This is a genomic window from Mariniflexile jejuense, from assembly GCF_042675665.1.
Classification (GTDB): domain Bacteria; phylum Bacteroidota; class Bacteroidia; order Flavobacteriales; family Flavobacteriaceae; genus Mariniflexile; species Mariniflexile jejuense.
On record NZ_JBHTJI010000042.1, the window covers coordinates 142684 to 166723 of the forward strand.

Genomic DNA, 24040 nt, shown 5'->3' on the forward strand with positions numbered 1-24040 from the left:
GCTTTTATAATTTAGCTAAACATTCTTGTACCCAAGGTTGGATAAGAACTTTGTTAATTTCTTCAAATTTTGTTTTATATAATTCTAAAAACGGTTTATCACTTGCATAATATGCCACATCATTAAATAAAGGAACAACACATATTCCTTTATAACTTTCCTCTGGACTTTCAAGATGAAAATCTATTCCTATCCCTTTAATTTTAAAACAGTTGAAACTATTCATGGTTGTTACCATATTAGTTTTTATCAATTGATACGCTTCCCTATTGTCATCATTTTTAATATCACCAAAACACCACTTTAACCAAACCACGTTTTTCTGAAAAAAGAGTTCCAAACAAAACATATAATCGCCATTCCAAGAATTAAATCTAGCATCTCTAAAAATATTTTTTAATGCTTCTTTATTTGGTAATATTCTAATAATCTCTGGATGGGGTTCATTCTCTATAATTTCAAAATCCCCTAACTCCCCATCTTTAATGGCATTCATTATAACCGCTTTTTGAGCCGTAAAATCTTCTTGGTTACTGATTATAAAATCAATTTCCTTTTTATATTTTTTATAAATTTCTCGGGCTAAAGCTACTTCCTTACTGGTTTTTGTAATGTCTTTTTGTACCATGGCAATGTATTGGCTAATGCTTTCTTTAACGGTGGATTTGGAAGCATGTATTGATGTTTGGTTGCATTCTATAATACCTACAATTTGTTTGTAGTTTATATTGGTAAACCTGTCTCCTTTAATTAAGCATAAATGACCGTTGCTTTCAAAAGGCGTTAAGGTTAAGTATATTTTTGTTTGTAATAATTTGTAATTATCCTCTACAAATTCAAAGTATTTTTCTAACTGATGCGCTGAATAACCAGAGAATATTTTATTTTCAATAGTGATAACAAAACCTAGTTTTTCATTCACTATTAAAATATCAATGTTGTGTACTGATTCCCTATAAACTTGTGTGTCTGACAGGTTTTTATCCAATAAGGCAGATACTTCGGTATGCTTGCTTGGTATTACTTTACAAATGTGGGTTAACAAACTCCTTAAAAACACATCGCCCAATTGGTGCGACTCGTTGGGGCTAAACAGCCAACCTAGAAAATTGCTGTGGCGTATTTCGCGGTATTGAATACCCAATACGTTAAATATATTAAAGGCGTTTAACGATTCTTTAATATCGAGCAAATCACTTTCGCACGCTGCTTCAAAGCTTTCTAAATCTTGGCTTGTTACACTCATACGCCTACCTCTGTTTTAACCCGAATATTACCCGTTAACAATTGTTGCATCAAACCTTGTTTTAACGCTTGATAGTGGGTTTTCTTTTCTCCTAATACTTCTAGTTTTTCGTCTACTGTACCTAGTATATTTGCAATTTCTTGTTGTTCTTCAAAAGTAGGAGCCGCAAATACAAATTTTAAAATATCTGAACCAGGTAAATTAGCAACTGTTCCTTTTCTGATATATTTTTCAACCTGATTCTTAGCCATTTTTGTTTGAAAAACATATTTAAAATAAAGTGGATAGGCTTTTTTATTTAATGTTATTCTTACAGCATACGCACTTGGAATATAGGGAAACCCTTGGTCAAAATAAACACCTGTTAAACCACAATCAGCAGTTGTAATCATAACTAAATCTCCATCTTTTAGCATATGGTTTTCTACAAAATCATTTGGCAATAACGCTATTGGTACTTGTTTATATAATATATCTCCAGTTTTATTAATATCCGTTCCTCTAATAGTTTTAACATTTCCCCTTTCAGAATAATCTTTTGAACTAAACCTAGGGCCATAGCAATGACTATAAATCAAATTCTTAAATTCCGTCACCTCCCAACTCACAGGAATTTTACCCAAAGGCGATTCTTTAAACTGGGTGTGCCCAATGCCTTTGGTTAACAGGCGTTGCATCAAGCCTTTTTTAAGTGCTTGGGTTTCGGTAATTTGTTGGTCTATCACCTCTATTTTAGCATCTACGGTGCTTAATATGTCGGCTATTTTTTGTTGTTCTGGGAGGGGTGGTAGTTTAATATTAAGCTCCTTTAATACCTCAAGTCTTATACCCTTTACCGTACTGCCTGAACCTAGTGCTAAAATTTTATTGGCATTTAATTGAAACCAATGAAATAAGAAAAATTTATCTAAGTTATCTTTAGGATATAATGCTTTCAAATCTTGATTAATAGCAACATCAACAGTAAAAAAAGCAGCTTTACCTAATGCCATTCTTGTTGGGATTACTAAAGTCCAAGCAGGAATTAACTTTGATGAACTATTTTTTAACCCTTCTATGGTAATTGAATCCATTGTATCTTCAATAATACAACCTTTAAAATCTTTTACGGCTGCCCAAGGAATATCACCATTCCAAAATGAAGAAACTTCTTTACTTGGTGTCCCACCTCCTTCAATTTTTCTAAGTAAATTTCCTAATTTAACTTCTTTGAAATCTATGGTCATACCCCCAACTCCTTTAAAAATTCAGCTAATTTTTTATCAATGTAGGCTTCCTTTTGTTCCAAGGCTTCCAGTTTTTGGTGTACCGCTTTAATATCTACTTCGGGTTCGGGTTCGCTGGTATCAATAAAACGGGAAATGTTTAGGTTATAATCGTTTTCGGCTAATTCCTTTACATCTACCACACGCATGTATTTATCTACATTGGTAGCGCCATCATAGGCGGTTACTATGCGGTTTATGTGTGTTGCTTCCAGCTCGTTTTGGTTTTTGCCTTCTTTATAATCGTTACTGGCATCTATAATAATAACCTTGCCTTTTTGGGCTTCGGTTTTGTTTTTGTTAATTATCCAGATGCTGGCAGGTATGCCCGTGTTGTAAAACAAGGCACTTGGCAAGCCTACAATGCCCTCTACCAAATCGACTTCCAAGAGGCCTTGGCGTATGCCGCCTTCGGTACCGCTTCTAAACAGGGTACCGTGTGGCAATACTACCCCTGCCTTACCATCTTGCTTTAATACGGCTACCATGTGCTGTAAAAAAGCTAAATCGGCATAACCACGTGGCGGTATGCCATACTGGAAACGCCCATAGGGGTCGCTTACCACTTTGGTATAATTGGGGGTTACTTTCTTTTCTTTGCCGTTTTTATCGAGCTTTACCTCTATGGCGTTTTCGGCGGGCGTCCACCACCCATCCATAGAAAAGGGTGGGTTGGCAATAACGCGGTCAAAAAGCGTTAGTTCGTTTTGGTCGTTTTTGTGCTGTGGTGCGGTTAGGGTGTCGCCTTTGCGTATATCGGCATCCATAAAGTTGTGCAGCAACATGTTTAGTTTACCTATGGCCCACGTGCCCAGGTTTTTTTCTTGCCCGTACAACGACACGTTTACGTTGTTGCCCACTTTACCGTTGGGTTGTTGGGCAATGTATCGGGCAGATTCTATAAGCATACCCCCCGACCCACAGGTGGGGTCGTACACCTTTTGTTTGGGTTCTGGTTTTATAAGCTGCACGATAAGCTGTACCACCCCGCGTGGGGTGTAGAACTCGCCTCCTTTTTTACCGGCATCATCGGCAAACATTTTAATAAGGTATTCGTAGGCATCGCCCAACAGGTCGTTAGACTCTAAATGGTCGTTACGCAACGAGTGTTGGTTGAAGTGGCGCAATAGGCGTTGCAGCAGCTCATCGGATAGTTTTTCTTTATCGCCAAACTTAGTGGCGGTCATAACCCCTTCTAAACTGGTGTTTGCCTGCTCTATGGCTGCAAAGGCCTTATCTAGTGCAATACCAATATTTTCGGTGTGGGTTTTTATGCTGTTCCATCGGGCTTCTTTGGGCAGTTGGAAATAGGTTTCCTCTTCGGCTTCTTCTCTAGAAAAGCCTTCGCGTTTCATGATGTTTTCTACTTCTTCTTCAAACACATCGTTGGAACGCTTTAAGAACAGCAAGCCAAAAATGTAGTTTTTAAAATCGGAGGAGTCTATGCTGCCTCTTAATATGTTTGCTGAATCCCAAAGCCAGCTTTCTAGGGTACTTAATGTGAGTTTGTTTTGGGCCATTGTTTACTTTAAAAATTTATAGAGGATAAAAATAGTTAATATCCGTAATGCGGATGGATTAAAACGGTTATTTTTAAATCTCAACGCCCATAAAAATATAAAACTTTACTTACGGTTTGTAATTTTTAACAAATTACTTAATAACAGATTTTGGGTTTGGGTGTGTGGTGTAATATATATAAACCGAAAAACCCTTAAGAATTATGTTAACTTATTTGAACAATTAACCTAAAACTTGTGTATAACAAATAAAGTACAAAAAGTTAACCTTATGAATTAATCATTTAAATAAATACAATTTTAAGAGTTAAAATATTAATAAATATGACTTTTATACGTGATTTATTCATGGAAATCCTCAAACTAGATTGACCTACAAAACTAAAGTATTTTAAAGTATGACTTATGCTTCGTAGTGCTTAGAGTACTTTCAAATTTAAAGTACCTGTGATTAAAACATTATCTACAATTCCATTTTTAGTATTGAACTATTAAATTAAAAAATGGTAGTGATTATCTATTTAGCATTTATATCTAACAATGTTTTAACATCTCGATATACAATTTCAAAATTCCACTTTAATTCACCATCAAAGTAGGTTCTATTGGTTTCTGGTTTAACCTTTTCAATGCTCTGTAACCTAAACCGCACCTTGCTATCTTTACCATCCGCAAAAGCCACAAACTCACCTTGTTTTAAAGTAAAAAAGATACTGGCTCGTCGCTTCGAAACCTCCTTTTCACCTTTAGTAATACGGCTTTCTAACGTCAATCCACTACTCCTACTAATGCTTTTGGTTGGTATTTTAATGAGTTCAAAAAACTGCTCGTAATACTTTGCTGTATCGGGGTCATTGACCTTTCCAAAAAACTGATAAGACAAATTGCTCAATATGGCTTTACTGGCTTTATCGCCATAAAGCATATCATTCTGTATTTTATCCTGCATCACATAAACGGTGGCAATATCATAACTTCTTAGCGTTGCTGGAATGCGGTGCATGTTTAGAAGCTTTATGGTTGGCGCTTCTTCCATAAGTACAAAAGCACTTTGTTGGTTTCTAACACTCATTTGTTTGATGACCGTGTGCATGATGGTAGCAATAATGGGTGCATATGCCGATTCATATTTGGGATTATTGACAATGGAAATAACCCCTGGATTGTCTGGGTTATTGATATTAAGTGGCACTTCATCTTCAGACAAGACCATAAACAACTTTTGGGAACTTATTTTTTTAAAGGCATTGGCCAAGGTGCTTTTCACCCCTGCTGTTTGTTTTTCGGATTCTATACCATTTATAAATGCACTTGCCATACTTTTGGAAGTTAAGTTGGAATTTAAAAAAGCAACGAGTTTCTTGGTGTCCATACTCTGAAATACCGCTATAAGATGGGGCAAGGTGCAGAGTTTAGGATAGTCCGTTTTAAGTTTCCAAATAAGCCCTGATAATAAGCCTTCAACAGCATCATTAAAAAAGCGTGTGGTGACGTTCATGGATTCACCCTGTTCCAAAAGGTTTTCAATGAGCACGCGTGACAGTTCATTGACGCTTTCTTCATTGGGCAGGTATCGCGGTGCTATGGGATTGACCTTAAAATAAATAGTATCAAATGAAATGGTATAGAATTTTATTTCTGGGTTTTTACTGAACAAGGGATAGGCGATTTCGGTGAGTTCAAAATCCTTATAGTCGTGGATGATTCCACAAAATTGATGTTTGCTAAAATGTTGCAACAGATTAAAAACCACGGATTCGGTTTTACCACTACCTGCAGATCCAATAATCGACACCCCACGTTTGACATTTTCTATTTGTAACCGACCTGATTTCAGTTTAAAATGTACGCGATATTTTTTATGTATTGCCTTATGGTCATTTTGCAACAATACATATAAAAGCATCCCTACTAGGAGCATTCCTAAAAAGACATACAGGCCGATATGTTGTACCACTAGCATCATATCCCTATTGATCCTGATTCTATAGCTTTGCCCACACCTCGTTTTAATTGTTTTATAGCTTTCATTACGAGCTGTACCTTATTGGTTGGGATATTCATAAGGGGTGTGCTGAGTCCTGCTTTACCAAGCATTTTAAAAGCAATGGCCTTTTCATTGGTTGGCAATCCCATAATACTGGCATAATACTGTTGTGGTTGTTTTGTAAAGGTCTTTCTAGCTTGATAGGTTTCTACGTAGTTACGTTTATAGCCAAACTGTCTATCAAAAGTGGTTTCAGCATTTTTGTAGAAGGCATCCCTATCAAACCCACGCTTTACGGTTTTGCCATTCAGTTCTACTTCCGAAGTTTTGTACTTACTACCTGGAGAGAGGCTATAGCGATTCGATTGGTCCTTTCTACTGACGATGATATGGATATGGGATTGAGAACCTTCCTTTGCCATACCTTGGGTGATCATCTGTCCATTACTTTTATGGGGTGCTTCCCTTTCCAATTGTTTGATTTGCCGTTGCTTTTCTGAAATATCCCCTATTTGTCTGCCACTTTTAATCTGTTGTATCTCGTTTTTTAGGGCTACTATTTTTTTATGGTAAGGTGCATTTTCCTGAATAGCTTTATCCGTTCCTTTATAGCTTCGCTCATGCTCAATCTTAGCAAAGTATTTGATATCATCAACATGTATAGGCCTACCGTTGATCTCACGATTAAACGATGCGGCATAACTTTTCATGACCTCTCGGGTATATTGTTTTAGTGCTTCGGAATGGTTTTGGAGTTTCTTCAATTCATACTGGCTTGGGTTGAGAGTAATCGAATAGAATTTAGGTTCGTTCTTTTTAAGTTTTGCTGTATTACCATCTATCTCATGGATGACCTGCTTACTGGAAATAGCATCCCCATGTTGGTTAAAAAAAGGTTCGATATCCTCGACGGATTTATCCTCATTTTCCTTTTCCAAATAGGCTACAAAATCGGCAACGGATGCTGTGTAGTTATCACCCAATTTTTGCGGTGTTATGGTTACATACATAATCAGTCCAGTTTTTGTTTAAGAGCCTCTAGGGCTTCCTTGGTGATGTTCCACCTATAATGTCCAATGCCAAAATTGTTCTTTACATATTTTACTTTTTTAAGCAATTCCTTAGTGTCCCGTTTCATTTGGTTATGGGTTTCTTGGGTTTTGTAATAGGCATTTTTGTAATAGGTCAGTTCTTCATTTTCGGTTATGAGTGTTGGCGTTCCAAAATCAAAAATGGTTTCCGATTCCTTTTCAATGGATGCGGTCTCTTCGAAAAGGGATTGCAAGATGGCTGTGGTTGGTTTATGGTGTATCTTTTCAATGTTTTTGATGATGGCGATTACTGCATTTGAACGTTTGATGATCTGTCCTTTAAGGGTTGCTATAGTATCGCCTAAATGATCTTCTGGGGATACGCCATTGCTTTCGAAAAAGTTTACCATGTTGTACAAGGTCATGGACTGCGATTTAGAAATGCTTCTACAATAATTTCTGAAGCGTTTAGCCACCGACGTTTTTATACTTAAGCTTTCAAATTTCTCCTTTTCATATCCTTTGTCCATTTTTCCGTGATAAATTTGTTGGTTTTACTGGGCTGCGGCATTTTTTCCGTGAAAAGCCGCAAAGCGCCCCATTTTAAAAATTGCTTGAATCCCGCTGATGGCGAGGGATTCCACTAAAAATCAAATACTGTAACGGCGCTTTGCGTGTTACCCTCTTGCTCTTCCTATTTTGTCCCGTAGGGATCAAAATTTCCAAACAACCTGATTTAAAAAATCAGTTGCTTTTTATTTGTATCCCTACACTTTTAAAGTTATGCTATTGGCTTGTAAAATGAAAATGCGATCTATTCCCAAATGATTGGCTTTGGATGTATATTTTATGATTTTTTATAAAATGTGAATTTTGAACGTCAGATGTTCGTCAAGATTTTGTTAGACACCCATAAAAAAGACCTTTAAAAACTAAAGGTCTTGGGTTTAAATGTCAATTTAAATATTAAAAACATACTCGTAGGAATAGAGGTTTTTTATGGCTTCTTCTTCCAAAAGCGTTTCATATTCCAAATGATGTGCTTTGGCGTATCGTTTCAAATCATTTCCAAATTTACGTTCCACATCTTTTTTGGAAACAGAAACCAATCGCTGTTGGGTCTCGTTATCTAAATTATTATAATTGAGATATACCATGATACTGGTTCTTAATATTCACTTGGAAGCATGAGTGTATTATTTACATAATACATCCGCAATTCATCCAATGGAAAATCGGTTACATTATAGCGGTGCGCTTCCAAAATGGTATCATTTCCATCACCATAAAATATGATAGCTTCACAACCTTTCTTTTGCTGTTCTGCTTCTGAAAGGCGTTTAAAGTCTATGGTAATAAAATAGCTTTTATCCATCAAACTTTTGGCTATCACTGATGCATCTGTTATCAACCATAAGCAGGACGCTTTTTCTGCTAAATAATGTATGCCTTCTGTAAAGCGTGTTTGTAATAATGGTACTTCAAAAAATTGTGTACTACCACAAAACTGTTGCAAGGTTTCTTGTAATGTTATAATTTTGTTGCTCATTATTTCTTTTTTTTAGGATTTAAGAAAGATAGAGGGTGTAAGGTAAAAGGGTACACCCTCTTTATTTTTCATTTAGTCATGTGAGGTGTCCTCATCTTTAGTTCCTAGTAGCAGAATTTCATTAGCTACCACTTCGGTTACATAGCGTTTTGCTCCGTCTTTATCTTCGTAGCTTCTTGAGGTTAATTTACCTTCAAGTGCCACTTCTTTTCCTTTGCCCACATATTTTTCTATAATGTCAGCAATCTTGCCCCAAGCTACGATGTTGTGCCATTGGGTATCTTGTTCTTTTTCGCCTTTTGAGTTTTTGTAAAACGCATTGGTAGCGATTGAAAATTTAGCGATTCTTTTACCGCTTTCTAGGGTCGTGATTTCTGGCGTGTTTCCTACGTTGCCAATTAACTGTACTTTGTTTTTAAGTGTACTCATAATTTTAAAATTTAAAGATTAATATGAACCTGTCTGAACCTTTCAGAAAGGCTTTGTTATTGATTTACTTATTATATCCAGAGCGTTTTCCTTCTTTGTTTTTTTTAATTTGTGTTTCGCTTCCTTTTTGGTGTTTTTGTATGATTTCATAAGATTTATTTTAGATTTACTTCCCATAGAGCCGACGCTGTTACCTTCTTTTGTTGCTTAGTGCTTTTCAATATTCAGTTTTGTGAAGCCATATAAAAAGTGCGAAGCATGAGCCTGGTTATGCTGGCCTTCAAAACTGAATGTTGTTATTTTGCTATCAAAAAAAGGTATGGCGGTGTTGGCTTACGGATGTGAGTCTAAATCTGTTGTGAAATACCAAAACATGGGAAGTGGAACACGATAACTAATACTCTTTTGTTTTTTTAGCGGACTTAATTCACGCTTTTTACTTGGAGTGAAGTGGTCCTTTCCTGCTAAGCGGAAAGGTTAGCGAAAAAAAGAGTCAAAAGTGGGGATTGTGTCCAAGATATTTTAATGAAGCGCTTTTCCCGAAATGGCGCTTTTCGCGCCAAGCAGGGGAATGTGCTGCAATGGGTTTAATTCCTAATTATCCAAAGAATCGTAAAGTATTTTAAAACCATTTTTTTGTCTATATCTTATGATATTTATGTTTAAAATAGTTTCTCTTGAATTTCTAGAATGTCTTCAGATTTTGAAACTGTAGTTGTTTTATAAGTATGTTTTAATGCTTTTCTGCGCTTATCATAAATCCATTTTCTAAGGGTATTTAAAAGCCCTTTTTCATACTCAGAAAGGTCTTTAGGAGCGATTTCAACCATGGCTTTCAATTGTGACTTCTTTTTAAACTGAAGGGCATATTGGAGCCCTAACCAGGTGTAGATATTGACCCACGCCATGGGCATGGGTGCTTCAAATGTTCTGGGCATCATATAGACTAAAGTTTCTGTAAGTGATGCGGTTTTCTCTTGTGTTATTGTACATAGAAGTCTTGCCATTTTTATATTGCCTAATAGCTCCAGTGGTATGGCGTCTTGCCATGCGGATTTAAAAACGATGATAGGACTTGCCAAACAATCCATAATATCGAAAACAAAATCGCTTGTTTGTTTTTTAGCTGGTTTTACTTCTTTTTCAATTGCTTTTACTGATTCACATTCGAAACCAAAATCAAGCTGTACTACTTTTAAATTTTCCATGATTACTATTTTTTATATTTAACACTAATTAAAAAAGCCACTAATTATCAAATGGACAATTAGTGGCTTCAATTATGACTTCACCGCGTTTTTGAGTTTTACAATCCGTTCTTTCTGACGGCTTAATCGCTTATCGGCAATGGCCTTTTGTTCTGTCTCAAAATCAACAATTGGAATACTTCCGAAACTTTCGGCCAGACTTCGTAGTGCCATTGCTTCGCTATGAATTGGTAACGATGATTTAAAGGCATCAAAACCTACATTGTTAATGATAATGGCCATGTCATTTTTGGTCAACTCCATAAGCCGTTTCAGCAGTCCAGAACCACCCTCTGCTTCATATTTGTCTATCTCTAACAGCTCGCCATAGTGTTTCTTTTTTGGCCAACCTAGGGCATTCCATAGTATTAGTCTGCCTACTTTTTCTGTGGCATCACAATAGGTGTGTTTTCCAAGTACTGATAATTCCTCGGTCTCACTCATGGTTTCAATAATGCGCTTATGCACTTTTTCTGCATCCAGTTCCAGCATACGTTTTGCTCTGACATTGATTTTTTCAATTTGAACGTTAACACATGCTTGGCTTTTGGGATCTAACAGGGCTTCTTCCTGCTTTTTGGTCAATTTGATTGCTGCATAGTGTCCTCGATCATAGCCATTAAGCCAAAACCCCTGGATTTTACGTTTCCGTTTATCTTCACCATGAAACGTCTCAAAATCATCATAATTTACCAATACTTTGATATCAAGTTTTTTTAGTTTTTCTGACAGTTCCTCATCCATATCTTGATGTTTGGACCTTATTAAATAAATGGACTCGTCTGTATTGATGATACGGTCTATCTCACTTTGTATATGCTTTTCTGTTTTACTCCCAAAACATAGATGATCGAAACACCTATCGTCTTCCTTGACATCGGGAAACAAGGAACAGTTTGCTCCGGAACGTTTCGGACAATCGATACAGGCGCCTGCTTTCTTTATCAGATTTTCGTCAATTGGATTAAAAACCGCTTTTGATAACAGTGCCGTAATGTTTGAATCGATATAGCTTTGCAGTTGTTTGGCTGATTTGATCTCACCACTCCAATCACTGGCATTTGCAGCTACTTCTTTTTGATATTTTTTATCCAATCGCGCAATGATTAATGCCTTTGATAAATTAATATCACCTCTAAAGAACAGCTTTTTCCATTCAGCATTTAAATTATTCAAACTGAGCCTTTGCAGAATGAACTTCTCAGACTTGGCTATTTTGATGGCTATATCTTCAATACGAAAATGCCCTTTGTCAATCATCAGTCTAAAGGTTTCTGCTTCACGCAAGGGATGGACATCCTCTCTTTCTAAATTCTCAATAATTTGGGCTTCTAAGGCTTCTTGGTCATTCAATTTTTTGATTTGTACGGGTACGGACTCTAGATTAATTAATGAACAAGCCCTAAGTCTTCTTTCGCCACAGACCAGTTCATACCCTTTCGCTGTTGGTCTTACCAATAATGGTTGAAGCAGTCCATTTTCCTTGATGCTTTCTGAAAGTTCTTGGATAGATTGTTCGTTAAAATCGCTTCTTGGATTGGTTTTACTTGTTGAAATCTCAACCAGATTGACTTCTTTTAAATGTTCGGTGATTGTTTCCATAATTTTATAGTTTTGATTAAACAATATCTAAGGGTTAACCAAACGGAAGACAAAATTTTGGAGTGGAAAGGAAACGGAATAAATAGTGAGGAACGAACGGCTTTATGCCGTCCCTTTGCCGAGAAATAGTTTGCGAGTTTATATTTCGGGGATATTGTATATAATAAATAAATTATTATTTAAAATTTCTATAAGGTATAGTAGCCTAACAATCCCATTTGGATTATTAATATTGACCTCATAAAGATTTTTAAATTTTTTAATACTATAATAATTAATATAAATGCAATTTAACTAGCATTTTCTTATAAATTCCATTACCCTTTTAACCAAAATTTATACCCTTGTCCTTTTTACATAATGATTACTCAATCATCTTTTGTACTTTTTTAGATAATGTTATTTTTCCCTTTGAAAAAAAAGATTCGTGGTATTCGTCCATTCTTTTTAAGTCATATTCATAGTTCACCATAATACCTAATGAAGATTTCATGCCATTATCGGAGGTATCTCCATTCCAAAAAATATCGTTAATAAAAGCACCATTTCCTAAATGAAAACTTGCTACTTTATTAATGGGCCTATCTTTTATTTTTACCTTTATTAAATAAATGGCACATAATTTTAAGATGACATTTTTTGTTTTTGCATTTAATTTTGATAAATCAAAGGTGTTATCAAATATTATAAAAATTGATTTTATTTCAGTTTCAGAAATGTAACCTACTATATTTTTTCCTTTATTTTCTAACAACCATTTAACAAAACCTGGTACAGGAGATAGCGTATAAAACTTTTTAATATTTGGTTTATCCACTAAAATTTTTTGAACAACACGTTTAATTAAAAAATTACCAAGTGATATTCTGGACAATCCAACCAAACAATTGTTTATGGAATAAAACATACAGGAATCAAATTCTGATAAATTGGATTTTGTATTTCTATTAATTATTTCTTGAATAGATTTTCCAATACCTTTTGTATAAGCAACTTCTACAAAAATTATTGGCTCAATTTTTATGGCAGGATGAAAATAAGCATAAAACTCTTTATGGTTTTGTAATCTTTTCTTTATTTCAGATAAATCTTTAATATAGTGAACCTTTTCGTTGGCTATAAATTTTTCTAGAATACTTGCTTCAGTACTCCAATTTATTTTTCTAAGTTTAAGAAAACCTGGGTTAAACCATGACCTAAATAAGTGTATCAAATCATTGTCTAATTCTTTAAGTTCAGGGAAGTCGTTAATTAAAGGTAACAAATCACCTCTCATAAAAACTAATACTTCACTGCCACCAATAGCCATATTCATTCTCCTAAATAACTCTTGACGCTTTCCTTCAATACTTACAGAAAGGTTATTTAAATTTTTAAGATTACTGTTTTCTAAAAAGAGTTCTGCATCTCTGCGTATATCCGAAATGTTTGAAGTAAATCTTTTATTGACATCTAAGAAATAAGACAATTTCTCTGCTTCATTTAACTTTTGATATTCATCTAATATTCTTGTGGCTAAAGATATTCCTGATGTTCTACCTTTATACGAAACTAATTCTTCACATAGCTTAAGTATATAATCTATTTTATTAAAAACATGATTGGGATTGATTAAATCTTTATTTCTAGAAATAGGGTTAATATTTTGCATTGATTCTAATTCATTTTAAAAAATAATCTATTATTAAATAAAAAAAAGACGGACACAATAAGCAGCCTAAACCCGTATAAAAAGTAGCTGCCATAGCTCCGTAAGGAACTAACTTAACATCTGTAGCTGCTAATCCTGCTGCTACACCACTAGTAGTACCCATTAAACCTCCAAAAACAATGGCACTATGTGGATTGTTTAATCCTATTCCTTTAGCTAGTAATGGTGTCATTATAGTTACGAAAATTGTTTTAACTACACCTGTTGCAATACTAATAGCAATAACTTCTGAAGTTGCACCTAAAGCATAACCTGTTATAGGACCGACAATGTAAGTACAAGCACCTGCACCTATGGTTGTTATGCTAACTATATCTGTATATCCAAAAAGAAAAGAAAGTAACGCGCCGACAGAAAAGGAAAATGACACTCCTACAATTAATGAAATAGAACCTGCAAAACCTGCTGCTTTAATTTTAGCAATGTCTGCATTCATTGCAGTTGCAACTACAGCAAAATCTCGAAACATTGAGCCACCTAATAAACTGAGTCCAGCAAAAACTTTAACATTACCTAATCCGTTTTTACTACCAAAAAAGGCTAAGCCTAATGCTATAATTATGGCTATAGCAACGCTTGGTATATAATTTTTTAAAATATGTTTGGATATCCAAAACGAAAACAACATTAAAAAACCAACACATAAAAAAGCAAAAATTAAACCATTTTTATCTATAATATTTTCTAAAATTTCTAACATTACTTTCTAAAGTTTTATTGGTTCTTTTTTATTACCTATTTTTGATATTATTGGTACAAATAAAAAAATTAAAAGAACCACTACTATACCAACTAAAAGAGCAATCCATCCACCAGCCCAAGCTGCCTTCACATTTTGTGTTGCTGACATTGCTATTACAATTGGGATATACATGGTACCCCAAAACAATATGCCTCTTCTAGTTTCTTTTTTAAGTAATCCTTTTTTCTTCATAAAAGAATTAATAGTAATAAGATAGATCATAGCAAAACCAACACCCCCTATATCACCTTCAATATTTATAAACATCCCTAAAGCATAACCAGTAAACTTACCTATCAAAAAACAACCTGCTAATAAAGCAACACCGTATATTTTCATATTACAGAATATTGACACTAAATAATTTTTTTAGCTCATTTTTGGTAACCTTTCCCATAGTGTTGCGAGGTAAGTCCGTCTGTATAATATATTTTTTAGGAATTTTATAACCTGGCAACTTTTCTATAAGCCAGCTTTTAAGATTATCAATAGAAATTTCTTTAGTATTTAACACTAAACTAACTCCAATAATTTCGCCCCATTCTTCATCTGGAATACCTATTACCGCACAATCTTTAATATTAACATGTTGCCTAAGCACTTCTTCTATTTCTAAGGCCGAAATTTTATATCCACCAGACTTAATTATATCTACAGAATTTCTCCCTAAAATTTTATAGCTCCCATTATTTAAAACAGCAATATCTCCAGTTTTAAACCAACCGTCTAGTGTAAATGCTTCTTTGGTAGCTTCTGGTTTATTCCAATATTCATTAAAAACATTTTCACCCTTTACTTGTATTTCACCAGGCTCACCTACCTTAACTAAATTATTATTTTCATCAACTAATCGCACTGATACATTTCCTAGTGGTTGGCCTATAAAACCTGGTCTTCTCTTACCATTATATGGATTACTTATTGCCATACCCATCTCTGTCATTCCATAGCGTTCCAAAAGAACATGATTACTTATTTTTTCCCATTGTTCATGTAGACTTAAAGGTAATGCGGCAGATCCGGATACCATTAATCTGAATTTTTTTAAAATTAAAAATATTTCTTCTTGTTCTGTTTTTTTCAAATCGTTCCAATAAGCTATTAACTTAAAATATATAGTTGGAACTGCCATAAAAACGTTTATCTCTTGCTTTTTAAACAATTTAAATATTTCTTCAGGATTGAATTTAGGCAAAAACTCACAGCAAGCACCACTCCAAAGTGCACAACTAAGAACATTTATAATACCGTGTACATGGTGCATAGGTAAAACATTCAAAATGTGGTCAGATTGATTCCATCCCCAAAAACTTATTAAGCTTGATATTTGTGCTTCAATATTTTTGTGTGTTGAAACAACTCCTTTAGGTAATCCAGTTGTACCACTAGTATAAATTATCATGGCGCGTCTTTTAATATCAACTTCAGGCAATAAGCCAAAAATATTACTAAAAGACTCCGCTCTAATAAATCGAATATTGGTATTATTAAATAATGGTTCAATTAAATCCTTGTATTCTTTACTGTAAATTAAAATAGAGGCGTCCGTATCTTCCAATACATATTTAATAGATTCTAACGGATGTTTAATACATAAGGGAACTGCGATACCACCAGCTCTCCAAATACCCCATTGTATGGTTACATATTGAAAACTTGGATTTACTAAAAATGTTATTCTTTGTTCATTTAAATCTCTTTTTCCTGCTAATAATTCAACTGCAATGGATTCTGATTTGTTTAAAAGCGTTTTATATGTATAACTATAACCTTCACTTTTAACTGCAATTCTATTCTTATTATTATAAGCTCTTTCAATAAGTTTTATCATATAATATCTTAATTATTCTACAGTTATTAATATTTATTGTTTATTTACTTAGTAGTTAGTATTGGGCTAACACCTATATTACCTGCCATATCTAGTGCCATAAACATTATTTTACTCTTTTTAGAAGCCATACTAATTGGCAGGTTGGATACTGTTATGGTTTGAGTATTTGTTGATCCTTCCAAGCCATCAATTAAAGCATCTCCACACAATAAATTTGAAGATGTTATTATTTTGCTTTCACTTTCATCAGGAGTTTTCCAATAAAGTTTACAACCAGCATCACCCGTGTAATCCCAAAAACCTAAGTGAATTGGATAAACTTTATCTTTTTCAAGATAGATTCCAATTCCTCTTTTTTTCCCCATAATAAAATCTCCATGATCCCACACTATTAATTGATTGTTAACCATGAGAAAACCAGAATCTTCAGCTTCTAAAAAAAAATAATACACCCCACTTTTTTCTACTGTTTTAACCCAACCAATCCATTCTGCAGACCAGTAATCATCATTAACTGCTTCACTTAAATTAAAATCGTTTTCAAAATCTATTTTAGCATCTATCCTTTCAAAAGCAACATTGCCTTGCCAATATGAATAGTTTTCAGTTTCTGGCCTGTTTTTAAATTGCTTAACATCGTATATTGATTTATTGCTTTTATTTCTGTAAAAACCTTTGAGCCCTGGTACACCGCTCCATGTTTTACCTTTATCTGTAGAAAAAATATATTGAGGCTTAGTATTTACATTTATACCCGGAGCTATATCTCTTACATTAATACTAAAACTTAATTTATTTACTGTTTTGTTTTGTTTTATTAAAAAACTACTCCACTCAGATGGTCCTGTGTTATCATACATAACAAAAGGCCCACGAATAATATCATTTTTTCTTGCCCTAAAACATGGTGGATTTGGCATTTCGTAAGGATGAAATTTCCATAGTTTACATTTATTTTCTCCACCTAATTTGTCATAATAACTTACTTGAGGCGGAAAAATATCTTGAGGAAAAGGTTCTGCTAAAAAAGGACCATCTTCTTCTGGTAAAAAATCTTTACCACCTAACCAAGACTCGTGATTATCCCAAGCAAAGTGTGATGCATATGACCAAATCACTTCAACTTTTTTTACCCAATCATTATTTCCATCTTCTCTTAAATCATATAGAGCTTGTGTTGCTACTCTACCTAAAGCACCGTGATCTGAAGGTGTGTCTAAAAAATCGGGAACCATAACACAATCTGGCTTGTATTTACTATACAGTCTCTTTATATCCTGTGATAATGAACTATATGTGTAGGGCACTTCTGTTTTATAACTAAGACCATAACAATATTTTGGAGCATCTACAACGTAAGGAGACTTGTTGTATTTAGTTATAGGATTTAAGTATTGTAAATTTCTATCTTCCCACATGCCGTATATACCTCCATCAGGGTAACCCAAAAAAAACAGATTATTAACAGTATCTAGTCCTAATGACGCTAGCCCTGGCGTACTTCTATATGCCATTCTATCATAGCCTCTATCAACCATATCAATATCACCATCATTATCAAAATCTTTAGCATCCAGACTGCTTTCCCATCTTGGGTAACTCCATTTATTGGCATCGCCTGCTGTTGCAATAACAACAATTAATGTGTCTGTAGATTTAATCCTATCATATATCCAACCAGCTTTAAAATATATTTCGTCGTCTGGGTGTGCATGAATAAACATATAAACCTTGGCGTGTATTTTAGTAATACACAAACATGAAATAACTGTAGTTAAAACTAATAATTTAATAAATTTTGAAAAATTTTTAGACATTTTAGACATGATACGTTTCATTATAAATTAATACAAAACGAACATATAACCTGTTATCGATTTATATTAACTACAATAAATAAGTTTATTTAATAATGAATTAACTAAATTTTAGTTTTAGTTATTTTCTCTACAAATTTCAACAGTAATGGATATGCTGGACTATCCATAACATGACCATATCCGTCCATTTCATACAACGTAATATCATTGTGCCCAGATACTTTCATCATTCTATAGAAATAAGCATTTTCTTCATACCTGCCTAACATTTCAAGTTCTCTATCACCAGTTATTAATAAAATTGGAGGCGCAACTTTACGAACATAATACAATGGCGCAAATTCATCAATTATAGGTTGTTTTCCCGGTATCCCTCTTTCCGAACGAATTTGAAAGTGAGTAATTGTATGGCCACTAAACGGAATTAAACCTGCAACTTTGTTAGAATCTATACTATATTTTTCTAACAGTTTTTTATTCATTACTGCCATTAAAGCGAGATAGCCTCCTGCTGAATGTCCAGAAATAAAAATTAAATTAGGGTCGCCGTTGTAAGACTCAATATTTTTAAAAACCCAAGCAATTGCTGCAACTGCGTCATCAATACAGTTTTCAGCTTTTACAACATTTGCTAACCTGTATCCCACACCTACAATAACACAACCTTTATTTTTTAATTGGCTAGGTATAGATCTTTCACCTGCAGTTAAACCTCCACCATGAAACCATATAATAACTGGAGCTTTTGCTTTATTTTTTGGATAATATATATCTAATAGGCACTTTTCTTTTTGATAATCTGATATAATACCTTTTTCTACAGTTAAATAAGAAATTGCGCTATCTTGTTTATATTTAACACTTTGAGACATCATACATAGAGGTAACATAAGTATTAAAATGTTTTTAGCTAGTTTTTTCAAAATACAATAGTGTTAAATTATTTTTTTAATTAATCTTTGCTTTAACTTTAAATGTTACTACAAATTAATTTTGAATTATATTATAGGTTTTGAGTTAATTATTTAAAACTCAAAAAAAGGTAATAATTCATGATTTTTTTAATATTAAGAATTTACAGTAAAAAAGATAATCTAATTAAAATAGCATTAGATTATCTTTTTGCTAATTTATATTGGGAGATGAGACTTTTATAAAATTACTTACAACTTTATTTTACAAAATTTAATCAATAGCATTATTGTTTGCCGATTCTGATAATGGAATTACTAAGTGCATTATTCCATCATCTGTAGCTTTTGTTCTAATCAATGGTGCTAAAACTGGGTCATTAAAGTTATTATGAACCGAAATAAATTCATTTACAAGAAAATCTTTTCCACGTCGTCTAGATTCATAAAATTCATGCCCTTCACCTATTAATTCGTACATACGCTCCCAAGCAATTTTCTTTCTAAAACTTTCTTTTGTTGGAACATTAGTAAGATTCCAACTTAGTGGGTATGTTCCTTTTCCATTTCTTCTTGCTCTATCCAAAACTTGATTTACATATTGATAAGCATTTGCTGGTCCATTAATTTCATTTTCAATTTCTGCTCTTAATAAAAGTATATCTGCATACCTAAGCACTTTCCAATTACACATACTAGCATTACTAGTTCTATTAAAATCCAAATATTTGGCAACATAAAGATAAGCACCACTTGTAGTTTTGCTTCTTGGATAAACTGTAACAGGTGTGGAATTAACTCTTGTAAAGGATGAATCTATATAGGTAATATCAACACGAGGGTCGTGTTCTCTAACAGCAGTAATTTTCCCAGTTGTAGCATTTTTTGTGTAATCGCTATATAAATTATCACCCATTTGCTGTGTCCACATCCAAGGCTGAACTTTAATAAATCCTCCAAATGATCCGTCATACTCATAATCAAGCGGGTTATAAGCTTGGGAAAGATTATTTAAATTCACAACATAATTTGCTTGCAATTCAAAAATAGCTTCTCTTGAGTTTCTACCAGCGGTTGAGTGTAATTTTGCTATATCATCTTCCAACATATAATTGTTTGAGGCTATAACTAAATCTGCATGAGTTTTTGCTTTTACCCATAGTTCTGGCATATTATACCATCCTGCTTGGGTGGCATAAACTTTGGCAAGAAAAGCATCGGCTGCTGTTTTAATTGGTCCTTGAAAATTTTGTGGCACACCACTACCTGCAGGAAGTAATGTTTTAGCTTGTTCAAAATCTTTAATTATTTGTAAATAAACCTCAACTTCTGTAGAAAGTGGCGTATGTGTAATGCCAATTGCTGGCTGTAAAGGCATTGGAACTTTTCCCCAAAATCTTACTAATTTAAAATATTGGTAAGCTCTTAAAAAATAGGCAGAGCCTAAAACCTTTTTATAACCATCTGACAGTTTATCAAAATCCGGTTTGTTAGTTTCAAAATAGTTTGTTATTACATTTAATGAATATATTGAACTATAAATATCATTCCAAATGGATGATGACCATGGTTGATTATCTTTAAAAATATTGTTATTATATTCTGCTATATAACCACCTGACGATGTTGACCTATATAAAAATGTACCCGAAGCAGCTATTAACTGATGTGTACCTTGATTAGCCCAAAACCCATTTTCAATTTGAAACAGTGCTCCTTTTAAAGCTAATTCAGCCCTTTCTTCTGTTGAAAATATTTTAGCAGCGTCAACCGCATATTCTGGCTCTTCTTCTAATGTTTCTTCACAAGAAAACAATGCTATACCCGTAATTAAAACCAATAAAAATGCTCTTATTTCTAAGGGCTTTACTAAACTTAATATTGAATTTTTCATTTTTTTGAATTATTAATTATTAAAAAGAAACATTAAGACCTATTGTAAACGATATTGGTCTTGGTGAACTCGACCAATCTATCCCAATTCTTGTACCATCGTAGGCAAATGAATTCACTTCTGGATCAAAGCCTCTGTACTTTGTTAATAGCAGAAGATTATTTCCTGTAAGATATATACTTGCATCTTTAATTCCCAAATCTTTCATTAAATCGGTTGGGAGATTATAATTAATTGTTGCTGTTGCAAGTCTTAAAAAACTACCGTCTTCAACCAAAATATCAGCTGAATCTAGCAACGAAAAACCTTGTCTTGGAAATTTACTATCTATATTATTTGGTGTCCATCTATCATACCAAGAGTCTGAATATACGTTATATTGTCCTCGTCTATCATTATATCCATTTTGTCCCAACTTTGCGTTGAAAATGTTATTACCCTGTTTCCCTGTAAAAACTAAGCGTAACGATATGTTTTTAAAACTTACTTCTGTATTAAAGCCATAGGTGTAATCTGGGTTTGGGTTTCCTATAATTTGCTTATCTGAAGTTCCAATTTGTCCATCACCATCTTTATCAATAAAACGAACATCTCCTAGTTGAGGTGCAACACCTCTGTATATAGGTGCATCGATTAAGTCATCAGCAGTACGGTATAGACCATCCGTTTTTAAACCCCAAAACATTCCAATAGACTCATTCTCAAGAAATATATTTACAGGATCTGTATAAACACCTGTTCCTAAACCACTTCCAAAAAAATGAGTTCTACCATCACCAAAAGTATCTTCAGTTCCTAAATCTATAATCTTATTTTTATTAAATCCTATATTTGCACCAATAGACCAAGTAAAGTTGTTTTTGCTATAAATATTGGCATCAACAGTAAATTCTAGTCCTTTATTTTCAATTTCACCTACGTTAACTGTTGTAGATGTAAATCCATTTGATGCTGGTATTGGTTTGTTTAATAATAAGCGCTCAGTAGTTTTTAAATAGGCATCTATTGCTCCACTAAATTTACCTTTAAGAATAGACCAGTCTAATCCTGTATTACTTTGTACAGTTTCTTCCCAAACCAGATTAGTGTTAGGTATTCCTGTTGATACAAGACCTGTTATTGTATTACCACTATAATCTGCTCCTTGAGTTATATTATAAAGGTTAAGTGTTTGAAAAGGTGCAATACTAGAATTACCCGTTTGCCCCCAACCTGCACGCAATTTAAGCTGACTAATAAATCCAAGGCTTTTAATAAACTTTTCTTTTTCTAATTTCCATGCTAATGCTAAGGAATGAAAATTATCCCATTTTTTGTCTCCACTAAAAACACTCACACCATCACGTCTGAACGTGTAAGTAACTAAATATTTATCCAGTAAAGCATAATTGGCTCTTACAAATGCAGAAACATAGTTTTTAGGATATTCGTTTGGATTATTATAAACTATACTTTGAGCAAAATTTAATCCTTTTTCACCTAAAATAAGGTCTGAAAAATTGCTTCCATAAATAGATTTAGTAACTGTTCGATATTGATCGGTTGTAAAACCTAAGGTTCCATTAAGCGAATGTGCTTTTGAGAAATTCTTTTTGAATTGTAGCAAGTTTTCTGTAGAGTAGTTTCTAGAAGTTAAATTTGATTCACCCAAATAACCGTTATAAGATGCACCTAAACCAATATTATTAGTATAATACCTAACTCTTTCTTTATTTCTAGTGTTGGCATTAACTTTTAATTGGTATGTTAAAAAATCTGTAAATTTAATATCTGCTCCAACCGAAGCTACAGTTCTAGATTCTTTTGAATTATCGTAATAATCTGAAGCCCAAAGGTAAGGACTAGATAATGGCTCTCCATCTTCTGCAAAAATATCATCATTGAGAGGAGACGCATTAAGTATTGCATTCATTAAACCTCGATTACCTGTGCCATCTGTAGATAAATTCATGTCATTAGAATTGTATGTGGTATACAACGTTGATCTTAATGTGATGTTTTTATTTACCTTAACACTCAAATTACTACGAAGGTCGCCAGATTTAATACTTGAGTTTGGTATTATACCATTTTCATTATTAATACCTGTTGCAAAATAATAATAAACCCCTCCTGTACCTCCACTTACAGAAACTCTATGTACAGTACTAATAGCCATGGTTGTCATCTCTTCTAACCAATTTATTTGTTCTGTAGGTGTAAGGTTATAGGTATTAATAACCGACGGATTTAAAACTGCACTTGAAACATCTCTAAAATACAAATCGTTAGCTGGAATATTTCTAATTTTATATATATTGTTACCATAAAAACCATAACGAATACTAGTACCGTCCAAAATAGCATCATCATTTCTCATACTCGCATAACCATTTGCATCTAAAAGTTTTATGCTTCTACTCATAATAGAAGCTGTTGTTGATGTACTTGCCTTTATAGTTGCTTTACCTTCTTTTCCACTCTTAGTAGTTATTATAATAACACCATTAGCACCTCTAGAACCATAAATTGCAGTTGCAGATGCGTCTTTAAGAACCTGAATATTAGCAATATCACTTGGATTAATTCCTGACAACCCATTTTGTTGAGCTTGAAAATCGTTTATTGTGTTTGCAAATGGATTTGATGCATCCTCGGTTGATGTATTCATTATAATACCATCAACCACATATAATGGTTCATTATCAGACCTTAGCGAGTTTGTCCCTCGAATTCTTACACTTAAAGCTGCACCTGGAGTTCCAGTTGTACTTGTAACATCCAAACCAGCTACCTTACCTTGTAATAAGTTATTAATAGAGCCACTTCTTAGTGCCTCATTTTCATTGGGTTTAATTGCCGAAACAGAACCAGTAAGATCATTTTTTTTAACTGTCCCATAACCAATAACTGTTACTTCTTCTAGTGAGCTTGTAGCTTCTTGAAGAACGACATTAATAGTTGTTTGCTCTCCAACCAATACTGTTTTATTAGCCATTCCTAAATATGTAAACATTAATACTTCATTTTTTGAAGCTTTAATAACATATTTACCATCAAAATCTGTTGACACTCCTTTTTTGGTTCCAAGTATTACAACACTTACACCTGGTAATGGTTGCCCTGCAACATCTGTTACAATTCCCGTTATAGTGCTTTGTACTAAATCTATTTTTGTATTATGAGCATTAGCAAATAATGTAAATAGCATAACCGTTAGAGCTAAAAAGTTTCGATAATGATTAATATTTTTATTTGTTTTTATTTTCATGA

19 protein-coding genes are annotated in these 24040 nt (G+C 33.6%); all 19 read right to left on the reverse strand.

Annotation, left to right across the window (positions count from 1 at the left end; translation table 11 throughout):
* Nucleotides 1-4: 4 nt before the first annotated feature.
* The 19 genes from ACFQ1R_RS13695 to ACFQ1R_RS13785 all read right to left on the reverse strand — a co-directional run bounded on the left by ACFQ1R_RS13695 (nucleotide 5) and on the right by ACFQ1R_RS13785 (nucleotide 24038).
* A complete protein-coding gene (locus ACFQ1R_RS13695; RefSeq protein WP_379926840.1) occupies nucleotides 5-1246 on the reverse strand; it encodes a PDDEXK-like family protein in 1242 nt (413 codons plus the stop codon).
* Nucleotides 1243-2472: a restriction endonuclease subunit S gene (locus ACFQ1R_RS13700; protein WP_379926841.1), complete on the reverse strand. Its 1230-nt coding sequence runs from the start codon at nucleotides 2470-2472 to the stop codon at nucleotides 1243-1245. Before ACFQ1R_RS13700 ends, ACFQ1R_RS13695 begins: the two co-directional genes overlap by 4 nt.
* Nucleotides 2469-4031 (reverse strand): type I restriction-modification system subunit M, encoded by a 1563-nt coding sequence (locus ACFQ1R_RS13705; protein ID WP_379926842.1) that lies wholly within the window; start codon nucleotides 4029-4031, stop codon nucleotides 2469-2471. The genes ACFQ1R_RS13700 and ACFQ1R_RS13705 overlap by 4 nt, the downstream gene beginning before the upstream one ends.
* 517 nt (nucleotides 4032-4548) lie before the next feature.
* Nucleotides 4549-5997: a type IV secretory system conjugative DNA transfer family protein gene (locus ACFQ1R_RS13710; RefSeq protein ID WP_379926843.1), complete on the reverse strand. Its 1449-nt coding sequence runs from the start codon at nucleotides 5995-5997 to the stop codon at nucleotides 4549-4551.
* The gene (mobB, locus tag ACFQ1R_RS13715; RefSeq protein ID WP_379926845.1) at nucleotides 5994-7028 is read right to left on the reverse strand and encodes a MobB family relaxase; all 1035 of its coding nucleotides are present in this window, start codon (nucleotides 7026-7028) and stop codon (nucleotides 5994-5996) included. The genes ACFQ1R_RS13710 and mobB overlap by 4 nt, the downstream gene beginning before the upstream one ends.
* 2 nt (nucleotides 7029-7030) lie before the next feature.
* Nucleotides 7031-7579, reverse strand: a complete 549-nt coding sequence (locus ACFQ1R_RS13720; protein WP_379926847.1) for a BfmA/BtgA family mobilization protein — start codon at nucleotides 7577-7579, stop codon at nucleotides 7031-7033.
* Nucleotides 7580-8008: 429 nt separating this feature from the next.
* On the reverse strand, nucleotides 8009-8206 hold the full coding sequence (locus tag ACFQ1R_RS13725) for a hypothetical protein (protein ID WP_379926848.1): 198 nt from the start codon (nucleotides 8204-8206) through the stop codon (nucleotides 8009-8011).
* 11 nt (nucleotides 8207-8217) lie between these two features.
* Nucleotides 8218-8598, reverse strand: coding sequence for a DUF6876 family protein (locus ACFQ1R_RS13730; protein WP_379926849.1), 381 nt, complete (start codon nucleotides 8596-8598; stop codon nucleotides 8218-8220).
* A 72-nt stretch (nucleotides 8599-8670) separates the two neighbouring features.
* The gene (locus ACFQ1R_RS13735) at nucleotides 8671-9027 is read right to left on the reverse strand and encodes a single-stranded DNA-binding protein (RefSeq protein WP_379926850.1); all 357 of its coding nucleotides are present in this window, start codon (nucleotides 9025-9027) and stop codon (nucleotides 8671-8673) included.
* 662 nt (nucleotides 9028-9689) lie between these two features.
* Entirely contained in the window at nucleotides 9690-10235 is a 546-nt protein-coding gene (locus ACFQ1R_RS13740) for a hypothetical protein (RefSeq protein WP_379926851.1), read from the reverse strand.
* 72 nt (nucleotides 10236-10307) lie between these two features.
* Nucleotides 10308-11876: a ParB/RepB/Spo0J family partition protein gene (locus tag ACFQ1R_RS13745; protein ID WP_379926852.1), complete on the reverse strand. Its 1569-nt coding sequence runs from the start codon at nucleotides 11874-11876 to the stop codon at nucleotides 10308-10310.
* Nucleotides 11877-12240: 364 nt separating this feature from the next.
* The gene (locus ACFQ1R_RS13750; protein WP_379926853.1) at nucleotides 12241-13527 is read right to left on the reverse strand and encodes a malonyl-CoA decarboxylase domain-containing protein; all 1287 of its coding nucleotides are present in this window, start codon (nucleotides 13525-13527) and stop codon (nucleotides 12241-12243) included.
* 10 nt (nucleotides 13528-13537) lie between these two features.
* Nucleotides 13538-14287 (reverse strand): malonate transporter subunit MadM, encoded by a 750-nt coding sequence (gene madM, locus ACFQ1R_RS13755; RefSeq protein ID WP_379926854.1) that lies wholly within the window; start codon nucleotides 14285-14287, stop codon nucleotides 13538-13540.
* 6 nt (nucleotides 14288-14293) lie between these two features.
* Nucleotides 14294-14668 carry a malonate transporter subunit MadL gene (gene madL / locus ACFQ1R_RS13760; RefSeq protein ID WP_379926855.1) on the reverse strand — a complete coding sequence of 125 codons (375 nt, stop codon included), beginning with the start codon at nucleotides 14666-14668 and terminating at the stop codon, nucleotides 14294-14296.
* A 1-nt stretch (nucleotide 14669) separates the two neighbouring features.
* Nucleotides 14670-16160: an acyl-CoA synthetase gene (locus ACFQ1R_RS13765; RefSeq protein WP_379926856.1), complete on the reverse strand. Its 1491-nt coding sequence runs from the start codon at nucleotides 16158-16160 to the stop codon at nucleotides 14670-14672.
* A 44-nt stretch (nucleotides 16161-16204) separates the two neighbouring features.
* Nucleotides 16205-17980, reverse strand: coding sequence for a PIG-L family deacetylase (locus tag ACFQ1R_RS13770; RefSeq protein WP_379926857.1), 1776 nt, complete (start codon nucleotides 17978-17980; stop codon nucleotides 16205-16207).
* 104 nt (nucleotides 17981-18084) lie between these two features.
* Nucleotides 18085-18906 carry an alpha/beta hydrolase gene (locus tag ACFQ1R_RS13775; protein ID WP_379926858.1) on the reverse strand — a complete coding sequence of 274 codons (822 nt, stop codon included), beginning with the start codon at nucleotides 18904-18906 and terminating at the stop codon, nucleotides 18085-18087.
* A 262-nt stretch (nucleotides 18907-19168) separates the two neighbouring features.
* The gene (locus ACFQ1R_RS13780) at nucleotides 19169-20788 is read right to left on the reverse strand and encodes a RagB/SusD family nutrient uptake outer membrane protein (protein WP_379926859.1); all 1620 of its coding nucleotides are present in this window, start codon (nucleotides 20786-20788) and stop codon (nucleotides 19169-19171) included.
* A 19-nt stretch (nucleotides 20789-20807) separates the two neighbouring features.
* Nucleotides 20808-24038: a SusC/RagA family TonB-linked outer membrane protein gene (locus tag ACFQ1R_RS13785; RefSeq protein WP_379926860.1), complete on the reverse strand. Its 3231-nt coding sequence runs from the start codon at nucleotides 24036-24038 to the stop codon at nucleotides 20808-20810.
* Between the last annotated feature and the right edge of the window lie 2 nt (nucleotides 24039-24040).

Excerpts from the sequence above, each read along its gene's own strand:
- ACFQ1R_RS13695 (WP_379926840.1), bottom strand. The coding sequence starts at position 1,246 with ATGAGTGTAACAAGCCAAGATTTAGAAAGCTTTGAAGCAGCGTGCGAA.
- ACFQ1R_RS13700 (WP_379926841.1), bottom strand. The coding sequence starts at position 2,472 with ATGACCATAGATTTCAAAGAAGTTAAATTAGGAAATTTACTTAGAAAA.
- ACFQ1R_RS13705 (WP_379926842.1), bottom strand. The coding sequence starts at position 4,031 with ATGGCCCAAAACAAACTCACATTAAGTACCCTAGAAAGCTGGCTTTGG.
- ACFQ1R_RS13710 (WP_379926843.1), bottom strand. The coding sequence starts at position 5,997 with ATGATGCTAGTGGTACAACATATCGGCCTGTATGTCTTTTTAGGAATG.
- mobB (WP_379926845.1), bottom strand. The coding sequence starts at position 7,028 with ATGTATGTAACCATAACACCGCAAAAATTGGGTGATAACTACACAGCA.
- ACFQ1R_RS13720 (WP_379926847.1), bottom strand. The coding sequence starts at position 7,579 with ATGGACAAAGGATATGAAAAGGAGAAATTTGAAAGCTTAAGTATAAAA.
- ACFQ1R_RS13725 (WP_379926848.1), bottom strand. The coding sequence starts at position 8,206 with ATGGTATATCTCAATTATAATAATTTAGATAACGAGACCCAACAGCGA.
- ACFQ1R_RS13730 (WP_379926849.1), bottom strand. The coding sequence starts at position 8,598 with ATGAGCAACAAAATTATAACATTACAAGAAACCTTGCAACAGTTTTGT.
- ACFQ1R_RS13735 (WP_379926850.1), bottom strand. The coding sequence starts at position 9,027 with ATGAGTACACTTAAAAACAAAGTACAGTTAATTGGCAACGTAGGAAAC.
- ACFQ1R_RS13740 (WP_379926851.1), bottom strand. The coding sequence starts at position 10,235 with ATGGAAAATTTAAAAGTAGTACAGCTTGATTTTGGTTTCGAATGTGAA.
- ACFQ1R_RS13745 (WP_379926852.1), bottom strand. The coding sequence starts at position 11,876 with ATGGAAACAATCACCGAACATTTAAAAGAAGTCAATCTGGTTGAGATT.
- ACFQ1R_RS13750 (WP_379926853.1), bottom strand. The coding sequence starts at position 13,527 with ATGCAAAATATTAACCCTATTTCTAGAAATAAAGATTTAATCAATCCC.
- madM (WP_379926854.1), bottom strand. The coding sequence starts at position 14,287 with ATGTTAGAAATTTTAGAAAATATTATAGATAAAAATGGTTTAATTTTT.
- madL (WP_379926855.1), bottom strand. The coding sequence starts at position 14,668 with ATGAAAATATACGGTGTTGCTTTATTAGCAGGTTGTTTTTTGATAGGT.
- ACFQ1R_RS13765 (WP_379926856.1), bottom strand. The coding sequence starts at position 16,160 with ATGATAAAACTTATTGAAAGAGCTTATAATAATAAGAATAGAATTGCA.
- ACFQ1R_RS13770 (WP_379926857.1), bottom strand. The coding sequence starts at position 17,980 with ATGTCTAAAAATTTTTCAAAATTTATTAAATTATTAGTTTTAACTACA.
- ACFQ1R_RS13780 (WP_379926859.1), bottom strand. The coding sequence starts at position 20,788 with ATGAAAAATTCAATATTAAGTTTAGTAAAGCCCTTAGAAATAAGAGCA.
- ACFQ1R_RS13785 (WP_379926860.1), bottom strand. The coding sequence starts at position 24,038 with ATGAAAATAAAAACAAATAAAAATATTAATCATTATCGAAACTTTTTA.